Annotated in this window: 12 protein-coding genes; all 12 read right to left on the bottom strand. The window is 35.1% G+C overall.

The features are described from left to right. Nucleotides 1-14 precede the first annotated feature (14 nt). Nucleotides 15-734, bottom strand: coding sequence for a CpsB/CapC family capsule biosynthesis tyrosine phosphatase (locus M2098_RS09310; protein ID WP_280683883.1), 720 nt, complete (start codon nucleotides 732-734; stop codon nucleotides 15-17). Beyond that, a complete protein-coding gene (locus M2098_RS09305) occupies nucleotides 727-1,881 on the bottom strand; it encodes a M20 family metallopeptidase (RefSeq protein ID WP_280683885.1) in 1,155 nt (384 codons plus the stop codon). Before M2098_RS09305 ends, M2098_RS09310 begins: the two co-directional genes overlap by 8 nt. A gap of 76 nt (nucleotides 1,882-1,957) precedes the next feature. After that, a complete protein-coding gene (locus M2098_RS09300) occupies nucleotides 1,958-3,124 on the bottom strand; it encodes a YibE/F family protein (RefSeq protein ID WP_280683887.1) in 1,167 nt (388 codons plus the stop codon). A gap of 94 nt (nucleotides 3,125-3,218) precedes the next feature. Next, nucleotides 3,219-5,420, bottom strand: coding sequence for a metallophosphoesterase family protein (locus M2098_RS09295; RefSeq protein WP_280683889.1), 2,202 nt, complete (start codon nucleotides 5,418-5,420; stop codon nucleotides 3,219-3,221). 476 nt (nucleotides 5,421-5,896) lie between these two features. Then, nucleotides 5,897-8,809 carry a glycoside hydrolase family 3 N-terminal domain-containing protein gene (locus M2098_RS09290; protein WP_280683892.1) on the bottom strand — a complete coding sequence of 971 codons (2,913 nt, stop codon included), beginning with the start codon at nucleotides 8,807-8,809 and terminating at the stop codon, nucleotides 5,897-5,899. A gap of 340 nt (nucleotides 8,810-9,149) precedes the next feature. After that, nucleotides 9,150-9,683: a ribosome-associated translation inhibitor RaiA gene (raiA, locus tag M2098_RS09285; protein ID WP_134168926.1), complete on the bottom strand. Its 534-nt coding sequence runs from the start codon at nucleotides 9,681-9,683 to the stop codon at nucleotides 9,150-9,152. A gap of 141 nt (nucleotides 9,684-9,824) precedes the next feature. Continuing rightward, nucleotides 9,825-10,484 carry a CoA pyrophosphatase gene (locus M2098_RS09280; RefSeq protein WP_280683896.1) on the bottom strand — a complete coding sequence of 220 codons (660 nt, stop codon included), beginning with the start codon at nucleotides 10,482-10,484 and terminating at the stop codon, nucleotides 9,825-9,827. A 53-nt stretch (nucleotides 10,485-10,537) separates the two neighbouring features. Then, nucleotides 10,538-11,713 (bottom strand): iron-containing alcohol dehydrogenase, encoded by a 1,176-nt coding sequence (locus M2098_RS09275; RefSeq protein WP_280683898.1) that lies wholly within the window; start codon nucleotides 11,711-11,713, stop codon nucleotides 10,538-10,540. Between the two features lie 109 nt (nucleotides 11,714-11,822). Beyond that, nucleotides 11,823-12,797: a zinc dependent phospholipase C family protein gene (locus M2098_RS09270; protein ID WP_280683900.1), complete on the bottom strand. Its 975-nt coding sequence runs from the start codon at nucleotides 12,795-12,797 to the stop codon at nucleotides 11,823-11,825. Between the two features lie 36 nt (nucleotides 12,798-12,833). Continuing rightward, nucleotides 12,834-14,294, bottom strand: coding sequence for a DUF2779 domain-containing protein (locus M2098_RS09265; RefSeq protein ID WP_280683902.1), 1,461 nt, complete (start codon nucleotides 14,292-14,294; stop codon nucleotides 12,834-12,836). Nucleotides 14,295-14,309: 15 nt separating this feature from the next. Next, on the bottom strand, nucleotides 14,310-15,254 hold the full coding sequence (locus tag M2098_RS09260; RefSeq protein WP_280683904.1) for a WYL domain-containing protein: 945 nt from the start codon (nucleotides 15,252-15,254) through the stop codon (nucleotides 14,310-14,312). A gap of 21 nt (nucleotides 15,255-15,275) precedes the next feature. Beyond that, nucleotides 15,276-15,635, bottom strand: a complete 360-nt coding sequence (locus M2098_RS09255) for a hypothetical protein (RefSeq protein WP_280683905.1) — start codon at nucleotides 15,633-15,635, stop codon at nucleotides 15,276-15,278. Between the last annotated feature and the right edge of the window lie 199 nt (nucleotides 15,636-15,834).

Raw genomic sequence — 15,834 nt, 5'->3', positions numbered from 1 at the left:
ACGTTTGTGACATTTTACTTGCTTATAATTTGTTGTGGTACATCAATTAGATAGGATTTCGCTTTTGCTTCTCCATAGTGTTTACTAATGTATGTATATACATCACTTAGTTTTGGTAATCGTGGTGCATATGGAGCGTGTGAGTCAGTGGCAATACAGTCTACTAAATCATCTTCAAGTAAACGTGTTGCAAATTCATTTGCTTTTTGCATTTTATCAAGTTGCAATACACTTGTACGATTTACTTGCATTAAGCATCCCATCTTACGCCATAAACGAACCAATTCATAATCTTCATGTACCCATTGATAGCGTTCTGGATGTGCAACAACTGGTATGTATCCTTTATCGATGATTCGCTGTAAATAGCTAGTTGGTTTATCCATTGCATTTTTTGTCCATGCAAATTCTACTAACATATATTTACCATTATCCCCATATGTCACAAAGCCATCTTCATCTAACAAATGCATGCTTTTATGATTTAGAAAGTTTTCTGCACCTAATATCACTTCAATATCTAGATGATTGGCATCAATCAACGCTTGTACATTTTCTAGCGCTTCTTGTAAATCCGCTTTTGTATTTTCATACATTGGAGGTTTGATATGACTGGTTGCAGCAATGACTTTCACGCCATCTGCAGCAGCAACTTTTAACATATCCAACGATTCGGTAGAGCGTTGACTTGCATCATCTACTCGGTACAAAATATGACAATGTACATCAATCATATGCATCCATCCCTTCTAGTAAACGAACATTCGTTTCAATAACATGTAGTAATACTTTTTCATCAAAATCATATTTTGCACTATGTAGATTTTGATCATAAGTTTTACTTCGTGTTCCAACATAATAGAATAAGCCAGGCACTTGTCTTTGGTAGAATGAGAAGTCTTCTGCAACCATCTTTGGATCAATTTCTAACAATTCATCTTTCAAGACGGTGTCTAATAGTTGATAGAGTTTCTTATCATTATCAACAACAAAATAATAGTCAACGACTCTTGCATCGATATTCACTTGATATGACTTAGCGATTCCCTCTGCAATTTCTTGGATTCTATTTTTAATTAATTCATATGTATCATCTTGAAATGCACGAATTGTACCTTTCATTTTACATGTTTCAGCAACAATATTCTCAGCACTTCCTGCATGAAATGTTCCTATCGTAACTACACTGCTATGAAGTGGATTGATGTTTCTTGAGCTAATGCTTTGTAAGGCACTTACAAATGCACTACCAGCAACAATTGTGTCGCTTCCTAAATGTGGTGTTGCTCCATGCGTTCCCTTTCCTGTGATATCTACAAAGAGCTCTCCATTGCGAGCCATCATCGGACCAGGTCGACATGCAATAATACCTTCATCTACTTCACCCATCATATGAACACCAAATATACACTCCATTGGATAAGTAGTAAACAATCCATTTTCAATCATTACTTTTGCACCACCCGGACCTTCTTCAGCTGGTTGAAATATAAAAGTAATGTTTTTCTTTATATGTTCTTTATGCTCCATTACATACTTGCATAACCCTAATAAAGCAGCCATATGTCCATCATGACCACAAGCATGACTATTTTCACTTGTAGAAGCAAAAGAACGATTGGTTTCTTCTTTTAATGGTAAAGCATCCATATCACTACGAAATCCGATTGATGTAGGTGCATCATTTACTTTTAGTTGTACGACTACAGAGTTTTTCGCTAAGCTAAAATCAAATGTATCATAGCCAAAAGTAGTCAGTTTATCTACAATATAGTCCAATGTCTTTTTTGTATTGAACCCTGTTTCAGGAATTTGATGAAGCTCACGACGCATCAAACAAATTTCATTTTCTAGTTGTTTTATATCTTCTCTAACATCCATACAAAATCTCCTTGCCATTAGTATAGCACAAAAAAACTAAGAGTTTTTGTCCTCCTAGCTCTCTTTATTATGTATTTTACTCACCTTGTGTTCTCGTATTTTCAACTCTTTTTGCTTTTGCACTTAAGATATATGCACCAAGCAATGAGGTAAATGGTACAGTCAATACAATCCCAATACTTCCTGCTAATGCTTGCGCAATCTCTAGTGCAACATAGTCCATATTAAGTATTTGATTGGCATTTACACTGTATGCCATAAACAGAATCATTGTCGCAAAGGAACTTCCTGCATATGCAAGAATTAATGTATTCGACATCGTTCCTATCATATCTTTTCCTACATTGATTCCAGATTGAAATAATTGATATGCCGATAACTCTGGATTTACTTCATGTATTTCATGTAGTGTACTTGCAATACTCATTGCCACATCTAATAAGGCTCCCACTGCCGCAATCAGTACTCCGGCAAATAATATATCACGGATATGTAGTCCTGTTTGATTGGCAATCATAAACAACGTTTCAACTTCTTCCAATTGAAATCCAGACACTCGTAAAATCGATGAAAAGATATTGAAGATAAGTCCTGCAACCATCACTCCACACGCAGTCCCCACAAAGGCTACTAATGTCTTCTTTGTTGGTCCATCAATAATCAGTAAGGTAAAAGCAGATATAATCACTGCACTTATAATCGCGATTAGAATTGGTGAATACCCATGGAAGATTAGTGGTAAGGTGAAAAATAATACAGTAATAAATGTAAAGGCTAAACCAACAGCTGCTTTTAGTCCTTTCATTCCACCTACTGCAATCATCAATACCACAAATAGTCCAATCATTACGTAGATACCATTTGTTCGTTGATAATTGTAGATACTTACACTGTTTCCTGCTTGCGTTTCATCTACTGCCACAATAACTTTACTACCTTCTTCAACTAAGATGTTATGTGTTTTGGTGACATAGTTGGTAATATTAAACTCTTTGCCTTCTAGTTTTCCGCTTGTCACTTTCACTTTTACATCCTGTGTTCCACGATATCCTGAACTCGTTTGTTCATCCGCTTCTAAGTATTGATCATGCACTTTAGTAATCGTAGCTTTTTCATATTGTAGATTATCTGCATGTATTAGTGAATAGGATTCTAGTTTCTCTGTATTTAACCAATATAGAAACACAAAGAAACAACATGCACACACAAGTAACACGATTGTACTAATTCTCTTTTTATCCATCGTTATCTTTTTCATCATGTAATTAAGAGAGATAGCTCATCCACTATCTCTCACCTTTCTATTCCATTATTTTGTAATAGAGTCTTAATCAAACTTAGTTTTTTCTTTTTAGCTTGTAAGCTCCTAATACCATACCACTAGCTAGTAACATCAAGGCAAATACCATTGGTGTTGTACTATCTCCTGTATCAGGTGATGTTGCTGGTTTTGATACCGTGTTATCTTTTGGTGTATCAACCGCTGGCTTTTCATCCACTGGTTTTTCTACCACTGGCGTGTCAGCAGTTTTCTTAATTGTATAACTATCTACTGTTTCTAATGTATCTGTACGGTATGCTTCCATTGTAAATGTATCATCTGTAAATGACAAGTGCATAAACATTGGTACTTTTGGTTGCGCACGTTTTGCTAGATATTCATATTCTGTCACTAAGTCATAATATTTACTTCCACTTGCACTACTTGTTGTTAGATATAATATTCCATCAGGATTTTCTACTTCACTTGCAGTTGCATCAATACCTTCTACTGGCATGAAGTTTTTCATGATCTTTGTACGTGCGTAACAGTGGTCGTGTCCCATTAAGACAACATCTACACCTAACTCTTCAAATACTGGTACGAATGCTTGTTGTCTTGGTTCTACTTGATCTTTATATGTTGATTGTTTTCCAGATGCATAAATACTTTGGTGGAACATTACAACTTTCCATGCAAAGTCTTGATCTTTTGTTTCTTCGTTTACTTTACGCATAAAGTCAACATGTTCTTCATTGTTTGAATTACTTGTATTCAATACCATGTATAGTACATTTCCATATGTATAGTAGTAATCACTATTTGCAGCACTTGCACCTAATCCTGAAAGGTTTGGCTCATTGAAGTGGTTTCCATAGTTTTTGGCAATATCGTGGTTTCCTACAGCTGTAGCTGATGGGATTCCTTGTAGTGCTTTTGGTGTGAAGTATGCATCATACTCACTTTCCTTATTGGCTACATCGACCATATCACCAGTATTGGCAATAAAGCTTACATTCGGGAACATTCCTAATGCTTTATCTAATGTGTTTTCCCATCCAAGTAAGTCCGTTGGAATCGTTCCTGTACCGATTTGTGCATCTGATAAGAAAATAATTTCATATCCATTATCTACATTTTTTGTAGTTAATTTGTATTCTTTTGAATACCCATCTGCATTTCCGACACGATATACATAGTTTTTACCTGGTTCAATTCCGTTGTAATCTACTTTATTTGAGTAGTAGTGTGTATCTGTGAATTTTGTATATGCTTTTTCTGTTGATTTAGCAGGTATTGTTGTTGCTTTTGCTTCATCAAATATACTTACATCATTACCTTCCATAATTTGAAGTTCTCCTGCATTTTCAGAAGTCGCAAACCAAGCAAGGTTTAATGAACTTTCATCGCTACCTACGTTTAATGATACATTTTTTACTGCATCACTATCTGGTAATTTATCACCAGCAGGGTTGATGTTGAATTCAACTAATTCAAATAATGCATCTTCATCCACTTCATCATATGTGTGAAGTTCCACTGCAATTGTGATATCCATAAATGTATTTCCAAATGCATCTGTTTCTGGTTGATCTAAAACTAATACATCTTGCTTAAACGATTCACTGTATTCTGTTTTATATGTACCAGGAACATATCCATCAGCTAAACTTGATACATCTTCTACTAAGAATTCTTCTTCAATGTATTCATCAACTTTTACTTGACTACCATATTCTGTATTCGCTTTATAGTTGCTTGTTGGAATATTAAAGAAATTTCCAACTGGTTTTCCGTTGATGTACATAATCATTGCATCGTTATAACGAACTGTTCCTGAGATTGCATAAATGCTATCCACTTGTTTTTGTGTTAAACGGAATGTGTGACGTAAATAATATGTACTGTATGTTGTCCCGTCATCATTCGTTTTCAACACTTGTCCACTTCCATCGTTTGTAGTTGTGAACGTAGTACCATCATATGTAGGCCAAGCAGCATCATCGAACTCCATGTCAATTGCTCCATGGTCTAACCAACCAATTGGGTATGCCCAACCGTTACGTTTATTCCATCCTTCATACCAAGTACCTTTATTTGGATCTGTATTATCATCCAAATATTTCCAAGTCATATCACTAGTCGCAACATTATAATTTGATAATGTTTCTGCTGGTGCTTCCACTGTATCAACATGACTTGTAATAGATTCAGTAAGTCCTGTTGTCCCAAATAATGTAAAACATGTAAGTAATGTAATTCCAATTTTTCTAAACATAATTCTCTCCTTAACTTTCTGTTTGTAAATTAAGGTTTAGCCAACTCAATGTAACTATCCAGTTAAATTTCTGTCTTCTCATGAATAAAACTTTGGTTGCTTAGCAACACATACACTTTTTCGTACTTTTTTTGGTAGTTGTATTCTATCCCTCTATTATGAATACACCTCTTCAAAACACAATATACCCCTTTACACCTCCTTAAATACATTGCAAAAGAAAAACCTATCCACCAATTGCTCAAAAAATAAACATTGGTACATAGGTTTAGCTCACGTTATGCAATAACTATCCTGGTTTTAGGATAGCATTTATCTAAGTTTATTGCAAGCGCTTTCACATAAAAATCACATCAATTTACAAAAAACATGGTGCATGTTTGTAAGCTTATAACTTACTAGCATGCACCATATGTATGTAAAGTTTGTCTCGACTTTATAATCTACAATTCATAACCCCTATGTATAGAATTGTATTATGATTTGTTTGTTTTTCTTTGGTAAACCGCACGTAATAATACAAGTAATGCCCCACCTGCAAGTGCAACTAACACTCCTTGGTTTGTCGTATCTGATGTATCTACTGGATTGCTTGTATTTGGTGATGTTGATGGATCAGAAACTGTTTTTTGTTTGTCCACTGATGCTTTAACAACAACTGATTTTGTTTTTGTTGCTGTTTTTGCTTCAATTGTAACTTCAACTGTTGCTCCATCTTTACCAACTGCTTTAAGTGCATCTAAACTAGCAGCACTTACTTCTAGTGTGATATCTTCGTTAGTAGCAAGATCAACACTCCATTTTGCTGAAGCGTTTGCTTTTGCTAATACGGCTTTTGCATCTGCTTTTTTTGCTTCATCGTAAGTTAATGTAAAGTCAGTTGCACTAAGTTGTAATTCACTTACAACTTCTTCATTATTGTTGTGTCCGTATTGTTTTACACGTTCGTCATTGATTACACCTGTCCAGTTTAATCCATATGCGAAGTCGTATGTATTTCCTTGAGAATCAACATAGCAATCTAAGTCTAAAGCAACATCTTCATAGTTTGCTTCAACTGTATCCATGTTTGCTGGGAATTGCATTGGCAATAATCCTCTAGGTTCATGGTTACCTTCGATTACATCGTACATTGCTTTATCGCTCACTGAGAATCCTACCACGATTGCATCTACTTTATCTTCAAATTCTGCCATAATTGCAGGTCCACTAGCGTTCATAGAAACAACGATTGGAATATCTTTTCCAGTTGCTTCAACAGCAGCTACTGCATTTAATACGATTGTTAAATCATGACCATTGATAAGTCTTGATTCTTCACCATAGTATGAACGATTTTCTTTTGTTCCATCTGCTAATGTATCACCAGCAATTGATGTTTTTCTTACGTTTTCACCATCTGCTACATATGTACCATATTGTAATGATAATGGGTAGTATCCAAATGATCCATCATCTTTTGTGTAACGTCCAGTATTTGCGAACAATCCACCATTCATAGGTGAACGCATTCCAACGATTACTTTATCAACATTTGTCAAATCTGGTGTTGTGTATGTTGTATTTCCTTCATCATCTACACCTTCAATATCTGTAAGTACTGTTCCATATACAGATTTTGCAACATCAAGGTTCATTGATGAACTCCATCCAGCTGGTGTACTTGAGAAAATTCCAGGTTGTTCTTCTGTGTAAACCATCGGAATATACACTGTCATATCTTTTGGATCTTTTGCATTTAATGAAGCTTCTTGAATTGTGTTATCTGCATTTTTCACCATAACAATTGAATCAAGTTGTGCATTGTATCCCGCTTCTACTTTATCGCTAGAACCAGCAATTGCTTTAGCATCAGCTAAATCTTGATATGGGTTTTCAAATAAACCAGGGTTCATTGTAAGTTTTAATAAACGTGTTGCACTTTCAGCAAAGCGTGCATTTGCAGCTGCTTCACCATCTTCTGCTACCATTTGTTCATATGATTCTACGATTGGTGTTGCATCATTGTTTCCACCAAACATATCTGTTCCATTTTCTAAAATCGCATAGTGACGTTCAGTTGTTGAAGCATTTTCCATTCCCCATGCCATTCCGAAGAATCCATAACTTGTAACTCCCCAGTCTGTACAAACAACTCCATCAAATCCTTGTACTTTACGAAGTAAGTCCATTTTAAATGCACTATATGCTGAACCAACATATTCACCACCAAGTGCAGTTCCATCAGAGTTTACCCCAATTGAGTAACTTGTCATTACTGCGGCAGCACTTTTTGTAAGTCCTTTTAAGTTGAATCCACCTTCAACGAATGGTTTTAGGTGTTCTTCATAGTTGTTTCCAGGATACACTGCGTATTTACCTGCTGCTGTATGTGATTCACGTCCACCTTCACCAGCACCATCTCCTGGGAAGTGTTTAATCATTGCATTTACTGATGATAATCCCCAACCTAAGTCAGTTCCATCAGCTGCGTATGTAGATTGTGTTCCATCTACATATGCTTGTGCCATCATTGTAGCTAATTCCGTATCTTCTCCAAATGTACCACCATTACGTAGCCAACGTGGATCCGTAGCTAAATCAATTTGTGGTCCAAGTGCAGTAACAATACCAAGTGCACGATATTCAGCAGATGTTGCTTTTGCAAAATTGTACATGTGATCTTCATCAAATGTTGCAGCCATACCTAAGTTTGATGGCCAAGATGAAATATCACTATTTTCTGCAGCACTTGAATATAAGTCTCCAGAACCTGCTGTAGAACGTGGATCCGAACTAAAGTCTACAGGCACGTTGAAGTCGCTTTCTTCAACGAATGCTTGCATTTGGTTTGTCCAACCAACTGCATTTTCTACATTATTGTCAGCTGAATCCGTAATGTTACGAACATACGAATCCGTTAAATATTGTTTCTGGCTATCTGTTAATCCAGCTGCACTATTTCCTTCGTGTGAACTAAATAACATCAATCCAGCAATTTTTTTAATTCCAGTTTTATTTCCTTGGTCATCTGTTTCATTTACTAAATAATCGGCAAGATCTTCTGCTCTTTCATCAGTAGATAAACGCCAATCTTCGTAATCATCAAGTTGACCATTTCGGTTCATATCTTTAAATGCATACGTATACTCTCCGTCAGTTTCAGATAAAATGTATGGATTGTTTCCACTTCCATCCTCATTATGCAATAAACCAAGTGTTGGCCCATTATTAGGGTTCGTCACAAAGTCAACTTTAATTGTTTTAGCAACACTATTTTCAATTGCATGAATATCCTTTACGTCTACAGTATAAGTAAGATTTGTGTCATTTGCTTTTACAGGCGTTACATTGAATGCTCCCACAGCACACACTCCGACCAAAGCAAGATTTAATATTTTATTTTTCATGTTTCGTCCCTCTTTCGCTTACATGCTCATATTTCTCCCTTAGTAATAATCCCCACATGCTTCGTCCTATTTTTCCACTCACCTCCTTGAAAAGTGCATTACAAAAAGAAAAACCTATGCATACGCATCCTCAAAATGAGAATTTTGTTATACATAGGTTTAGCTTGCTTTTGCTATCACTATCCTGTTGCCACCATAGTAGCACTTTGTATTTTTGTTTGCAAGCGCTTTCAGTTAATTTATTGCAAATTCTATAAAATATATTAATTATATATACATATGTATTTGCTTGTTTTAAATATAAAAAAGCAACCCTATTTTGGATTGCTTTATATCTGAATTATTCGGTTTCGATGCAACCGTATCCACCGTTTTGACGACGGTAAACAACTGCTACATCTTGTGTTTCATTATCTTTATATACGAAGAATGAGTGCCCTAACATTTCCATTCTCATAATTGCTTCATCGATATCCATTTCATCTGGAATAATCGTTTTAGTTCTTACAACTTCTTCATCAATTACATCATCTTCAGGAATATCTTCTTCAATGAATGCCATTGCTAAGCTATCTCTTCCTTTATTTCTTTGTAATCTTGTTTTTTGTCTACGAATTTGGTCTTCTAGTTTATCGATAACCAAGTCGATTGCAGCATATAGATCATCATCGACAACCTCAGCTCTTAAAACTGCAAACTTTGTTGGTATTGTAACTTCAATTTTTTGTCCAACAGGATACACTCGGATGACCACGTTTGCTGTAACATCATCATCTATGATGAAATACTTCTTCAAGAAATTGAGTTTCGTCTCAATCTTCTCGGCGATAGCCGGTGTTACGGTTACGTTTTTTCCATAAATTTGTACTTTCATATGCAAGTACCTCCTATTCTTTTGTTACTGTTATTATAGCCTATTTATGTGATGAACGCATTCCTAACGAGTGAAAACTATATGAAAAGTGGAAGAATTGGTTCATCAATTGTAAATAAAAAATAGAAAACGGATAAAAAGCTAATCTTCTCTACTTTTTCTTGTAAAATCGTACATGATATTTGCTGTTAATCCCCATATTAAAGCATCACTTGTTTGATAAAAATAAACTACTTGTTTCGCATTTCCCCATGGTTGTTGATAAGACTCGGGCAATCCTAATTCTGTTGTTGGTAGTAATTGTATTTTATTTCCTTGATCATCAAATGTATATGGTTGTATTTCAACATTGCAGTAATACGCTTTTGGTTCGTGTTTATAAAAGTACTCTAATGGAATGGTAAATAAATGATCCACCTCCGCTTTGTTATATTGCAATGACTCCATTGATGTGTGTAAAAAACCAGCATATGCGTGAATGACCATCCCACTAGCAAGTATAAGGGTATCTAATTTAGCTATGACTTCAATATCCTCTATACTACAACCAAGTTCCTCTACCGTTTCGCGAATTGCTGTATCTAGTGGTGAAGGATCATCTTTTTCAATTCCCCCACCTGGAAAACTAATTTCTCCTGGTTGGCGAATTGTATCGGTTCTCTTTTCAAATAACACATGTAAGTTTCCATCAATATAGATAAGTGGTAATAAAACTGATGCATAAAAGTAGTCTTCAATTCCACTATATCTAGTTTGTTCGTATAAAGTATTTCTCAATTTTCTAATTTGTTTTTCATTCATGAATCTATTGTAGCATAGAAAAAAACTGGAAACATCTTTCCAGTCTTCATTTTCTATAGACACATTTTATAAATGTTGATAACATCCGCTTCGTTTAACGAAACAAAGTCACCAATACTACCACTACGCTTATTTCCATAGCATGCACTGTGTGCCATTGCAGGAATATCTTTTTCTTTAGCTCCGATTTGTGCAAATGTAGTTGGCATTCCAATTAATGCTAAAAATTGTTGGAATGCATCAATTCCTTTATTTGCCGTTGTTTCTAAATCGGTAAAGTCAATTTCGACATTCCATACACGATGTGCAAGTTGTACAAATCGCATCAGATCATGATTCATGTTATAGCGCATTACTTGTGGCATAACAACAGCTAATCCAGCTCCGTGTGTTACATCATAAGTTGCACTTAATTCATGCTCAATATCATGACTTGCCCAGTCTTGTGTGCACCCTACTCCACATGAGTTATTATGTGCCATCATGCCAGCCCACATAATATTTGCTCTTGCTTGGTAGTTGTTTGGATTTTCAATAACTTTAGGTCCCTCATGAATCATTGTCTTCAACAAGCCTTCAATCATTCGATCCGTTACTTCTACATCTGTTGTATTTGTCATATAGCGTTCCATCAAGTGTGCCATAATATCGGTAATTCCTGCAGCACTTTGATATGCCGGTAATGTTTGTGTAAGTTCTGGATTTAATACAGAAAATTTAGGACGTAAGCCTTCTCCTGAACTTCCTCGTTTGTACATTCCATCTTCATTTGTAATTACAGAGTCAGGTGAACCTTCACTACCTGCAGCAGCAATCGTAAGTACAGTTCCTATCGGCAAAGCTTGATCTACGCGTTTTCCTGTATAGTAATCCCAGAAATCACCATCATAGATTGCACCAGCGGCAATTGCTTTTGCGGAGTCAATAACACTACCACCACCAACAGCCAAAACAAAATCAATAGCATTGTCCTTACAAATATCAATTCCTTCATAAACAAGTCCACTTCTTGGATTTGGTTTCACTCCACCAAGTTCCATATATGTAATTTCTTGTTCATCTAAACTTTTCTTTACGCGATCAAGTAATCCAGAGCGAACTACACTTCCTCCGCCATAGTGAATCAAAACCTTTGTTCCACCAAAGCGCTTTACAAGCTTTCCAACTTCACTTTCACTTTCTTTACCAAAGGCAAAATAGGTTGGAGCATAAAAACTAAAATTTTCCATCAATTTCTCCTTTTCACGTATTCGTAATGTTCTTCTTATCTATATCGTACGCTTTTTCTCCTATAAATGCTATGTAGTTTTTCATACAAATACAATAGTATTTTACGATTTACTTGCGATCGTAAATAGGATCTTTATATAAGCGTGTTGCTTCACTCGGTTTCACTCCATTATTATAAGTTTTATCACCTAAGAATTTCAAAAACGGTTTCATATCTTTACCATCAAGTGCATCAAAAAGTAAAGGCAATCCAATCTTTGCATCATTCATTGCGCGGATAAATACTTCATCTTCACTTTCATTGCTTGGTTGACCGGTTGTTGGATGTAACCATGTTCGCTTTTTCACATTCATGACATCGTAACGTGTATCAATATCAGGAAGCACCACATTTCCACTTAGACCAGGTTTACGAGCAATACGTTCATAACTTCGTAATAACCGATATTTCATTTTATGTGGATCATATAAATACTTTTGCGCTTTTTGCCAATCACGTAATGCTTGTTTAATTTCATCACTTGTAATTTCTGTAGAAAAACAAGCGTATACAGCAGGAATATAAACTTCAGCTATGGCACGATCTGTATATTTTCCACGATTTGTAATTTCATATGTCTTAAATGAGCGAATCGTTGTATTTCGATAGTTCTTTAAATTAATCGTATCCATCATTGATTCAAAGCGATGGTGATACAATGTTGCATATTCACTTTTAAAACCAGTATTGTATACAACATATGGATGCATAACTGAATCTAGTTGCCAGTGTAAATAGTGACCGATAATATAACTGGCCATGGCTTTTTTAATTTTATTATTTGGATATTTTAAGTACGTTTCAATCGCACTTTTATAAAAGGCATTTACTTTTCCTCGATGTAACTTCGTACCAATTTTAGATATATGTACATCTGGTGTTTTATACAATGGAAAAACTCCATGAAAAAATAAGAAATCAGGTCCATTACTACCAATTCGATACTCCTCCATATGACTTGTGATAATGTCTCTATATTTCTTATTATTTATGTCTTTTAATACTTCTTCACAGAAGATGTTGTGTGTAATTAAATTTGGCATACATTCACCTCTTACTATGCATAGTGTATCATAAAACTATTTGTTTTTCTTTCGTTTTGCTAGTTGTCGCAGCACCCAGTGATAGACCAAAATCATTGAATATGTATCCATCGCACAATACTTTAATAAATTCTTGATGGTTTCTTCGTCTGCTTCATCTAACTTCGCATAGGATTGCATTGCAGTAATTCCATCACCAATCGCCAATTCATCATACGATTTATTGGTAAATATCTTAACAAGTTTCTTTAACGAGTACATTCCTGCCATCTTATTGTCATAAATTAAACCGCTTGAGAAAGGAATTGCTAAATCGACCATGCGTTCCCAAATTTGTTCAAGTGCCTCATGATATTTTGGAAATTGTACTGCTAATTGTTTTAAACGTAATTTTTCTGCACCTTCTACATTAAAACACATGACAGATCCAGTTTTTGGGATATCTTCAATTAATTGCTTAATGAAATCTTCACGACAGTCTTTACGTCCTAAAAACTCTTTATGACGTACATTATGCTTTGCATCTTCAATATGTAATGAATACTGAAATGTAAGTACATCATAAGGCTTCATTCCATCAAAAGGTGGAAAGGCAAAGGTTTCCCATTCAAAATCCAAATAACTGATTGGGTATGTGACATCTCTAAAAAAATGCGAAACAGCTACTGCATCAAAGAACAAAGTTCCTGTTTTTGCAGCCATGTACTGTGCATATTGATGTCGTGTTCCCTCTACATCAGCAAAGTCGATTTGTGAGATCGTTTCAATTCCTTGAATGTCATGCAATTCAAATTTCTTTGATGAAGAGACTAGATTTAAAATACTTACATCTTTTTGATTAGGAAAACATACATCAAAGTATTCACATTTTCCTTTACGTGTACATATATTGGTACGGATTTTACGTTCTGGTTCCTCTTCCATTACTTTATCAATGGCTTCAAGAAATGGTGTAAGATCACGTTTTCTTTCATTGACTAATTTGCCAATACTATGTTTTGCTTTATTTTTGTCGTTATACAATTTCTTTTCAACAAGTAGTAATTGTTCTAAATCAAGTTCTCCTTGTCGGACATATTCTGGATTTAATCGCACAATAAAGCGATCGACTACGCGAATACCTAAATGATCTAAAACCCATTCTTGATCTGCATACGTTTGTGCTTCATGTTCTTTTGGATAACAATTTGCATACGGATAATACAATACAAAACCATCATGCACTTTACGCATGATTGGCATTTTAATACGTAAATCATTATATTCCAAACGTACACTAACAAATACATCGTACGCATCTACGTTGCTAAAGAAGCGCTCATTTGTATCATGAGGAGCTCCTTTAAAATATTCCTTCATGCCAAATAAACGCAAGGTTAATTCGTATATATTTTCATTGAACATTACATATCGTTGAAACGCTTGTGGTTGCTTTTTTGAAAGCCACAATAGACGATCACAGCGCTGTAATTTATTAATATCTGATAAATGTTTCATAATTCACTTTTTCAATTATAGCATATATTGACTCAGACTTTGTTGTAAACTGCCAATTAATTCATCTTTTAGTTCACTCGGTTCAAGTAAGATACAATCTGGACCAAGGGAACGAAGAAATTCTAAGATCTTTGCTTTGTTTTCCATCGTGAATTCAATAAGCAAACCATCATCAACTTTCTCCTTACTTTCAAGTAAACCAATGCTCCGCTCTTCTAGTAAGATTGCATGTAATCCAGTTACTTTAATTTTCACGCAATATGCTTCAGCAATCAAATTTTGTTTTCCAACATGTTCATCAATTTTAAAATCTGGATCACGTGCAAAACGAATCGAGGCAATTTCAACTCGTTTCATACGTACATCGGATAGTTTGAATGATTTATATCCTGGACGCTTTCCTTCTGTGCGATCATAAGCAAGTACATAATTTCCGTCTTCAGAAACGATAAGCTCATATGGTTGCACATATCGCTCTTCATACGTTGCTGCCTGTAAAGAGCGATACAAAAAACGAACATGCATACGTTTATCTCGAGCTTCTTGAAATAATGAAATCATTTTATGTTCCGTATGAGTTGTTTGTCCACTCCACAGATAATGAATGTTCTTACTTTGGTTAGGTTCATGTAATGCATTTTTGATTTTCATTAGTGCATCGTTGTAGCAAGTCAATTGATTGTAATTATACATTTGTAAGAAGGCACTTGCATCATGTAGAGATTCTATTTCTTTATCAGTTAAGGCAATGGTGGGAACTAGACTTGTTTCATCTAGTCGGTATCCCCCATCTTTACCCGTGATACTTTCAATGACATATCCTGCAACTTCTAATTCTTTTTTGAATTCTGAGATATTTCGTTTATTCGTCTCTAAATAACTTGCAATTTCATCACGCGAAACTACATCGTTTGCTTTTAAGTAATTTAACATTTTGATAACAAGTGCGCTTCGATTCATAGCTGTTCTCCTTAATTATATTTATGCTTGCATACTTTGTAAGGTATGTCTTGGTAAACTAAAACGTTCTGGATGTGTACCAAAGCGTTCATCTACTTTAATTGCTTTAGGTACAATTCCTTGATATGCCAGTGGCTCTACCATTTCCCCTAGTCCAAACTCTAAGGCAAAACCAAGGGCTTCACCAACTTGACTTGCACCATGAGAAATCAATAATTCCACCATTTCTAAATCTCTTGTGTAAACGGCATGAACCAAAATTGGATATCCATTAAAAATCCAGTTGGCATCTGCACCATATGTAATGGCGCGTTTTACAGCAGCGTGATCTACATCCCATACTCCATTTAATAATTCTTTTGCTAATAATGTATCTTTCATTTTTAGTTCCTCCTTGTATTTACCTAGAGTATATACAAGGTTGTTACATCATTTATGTTACATTAAATTAAATATACAGTAAAGAAAAAGAACTACTTAGAGTTTGATATTATCCCCCTTAGGTAGACAGTGCAAATAAATAAAGCACTTTTAACCTAAGGGGGTTTTATTATGGGAAGAAAAAATAAGTATTCATTTC

It is taken from the genome of Breznakia sp. PFB1-19 (assembly GCF_029893935.1).
In the GTDB taxonomy this organism is placed as follows: Bacteria; Bacillota_I; Bacilli_A; order Erysipelotrichales; family Erysipelotrichaceae; genus Breznakia; species Breznakia blatticola.
The sequence above is the reverse complement of the archived record's forward strand: the minus strand, read 5'-3'. Positions and strand labels throughout refer to the sequence as shown.

What these genes read in the sequence shown, in the direction of transcription:
- M2098_RS09310 (WP_280683883.1), bottom strand. Translation starts at nt 734, where the DNA reads ATGATTGATGTACATTGTCATATTTTGTACCGAGTAGATGATGCAAGT.
- M2098_RS09305 (WP_280683885.1), bottom strand. Translation starts at nt 1,881, where the DNA reads ATGGATGTTAGAGAAGATATAAAACAACTAGAAAATGAAATTTGTTTG.
- M2098_RS09300 (WP_280683887.1), bottom strand. Translation starts at nt 3,124, where the DNA reads ATGGATAAAAAGAGAATTAGTACAATCGTGTTACTTGTGTGTGCATGT.
- M2098_RS09295 (WP_280683889.1), bottom strand. Translation starts at nt 5,420, where the DNA reads ATGTTTAGAAAAATTGGAATTACATTACTTACATGTTTTACATTATTT.
- M2098_RS09290 (WP_280683892.1), bottom strand. Translation starts at nt 8,809, where the DNA reads ATGAAAAATAAAATATTAAATCTTGCTTTGGTCGGAGTGTGTGCTGTG.
- raiA (WP_134168926.1), bottom strand. Translation starts at nt 9,683, where the DNA reads ATGAAAGTACAAATTTATGGAAAAAACGTAACCGTAACACCGGCTATC.
- M2098_RS09280 (WP_280683896.1), bottom strand. Translation starts at nt 10,484, where the DNA reads ATGAATGAAAAACAAATTAGAAAATTGAGAAATACTTTATACGAACAA.
- M2098_RS09275 (WP_280683898.1), bottom strand. Translation starts at nt 11,713, where the DNA reads ATGGAAAATTTTAGTTTTTATGCTCCAACCTATTTTGCCTTTGGTAAA.
- M2098_RS09270 (WP_280683900.1), bottom strand. Translation starts at nt 12,797, where the DNA reads ATGCCAAATTTAATTACACACAACATCTTCTGTGAAGAAGTATTAAAA.
- M2098_RS09265 (WP_280683902.1), bottom strand. Translation starts at nt 14,294, where the DNA reads ATGAAACATTTATCAGATATTAATAAATTACAGCGCTGTGATCGTCTA.
- M2098_RS09260 (WP_280683904.1), bottom strand. Translation starts at nt 15,254, where the DNA reads ATGAATCGAAGCGCACTTGTTATCAAAATGTTAAATTACTTAAAAGCA.
- M2098_RS09255 (WP_280683905.1), bottom strand. Translation starts at nt 15,635, where the DNA reads ATGAAAGATACATTATTAGCAAAAGAATTATTAAATGGAGTATGGGAT.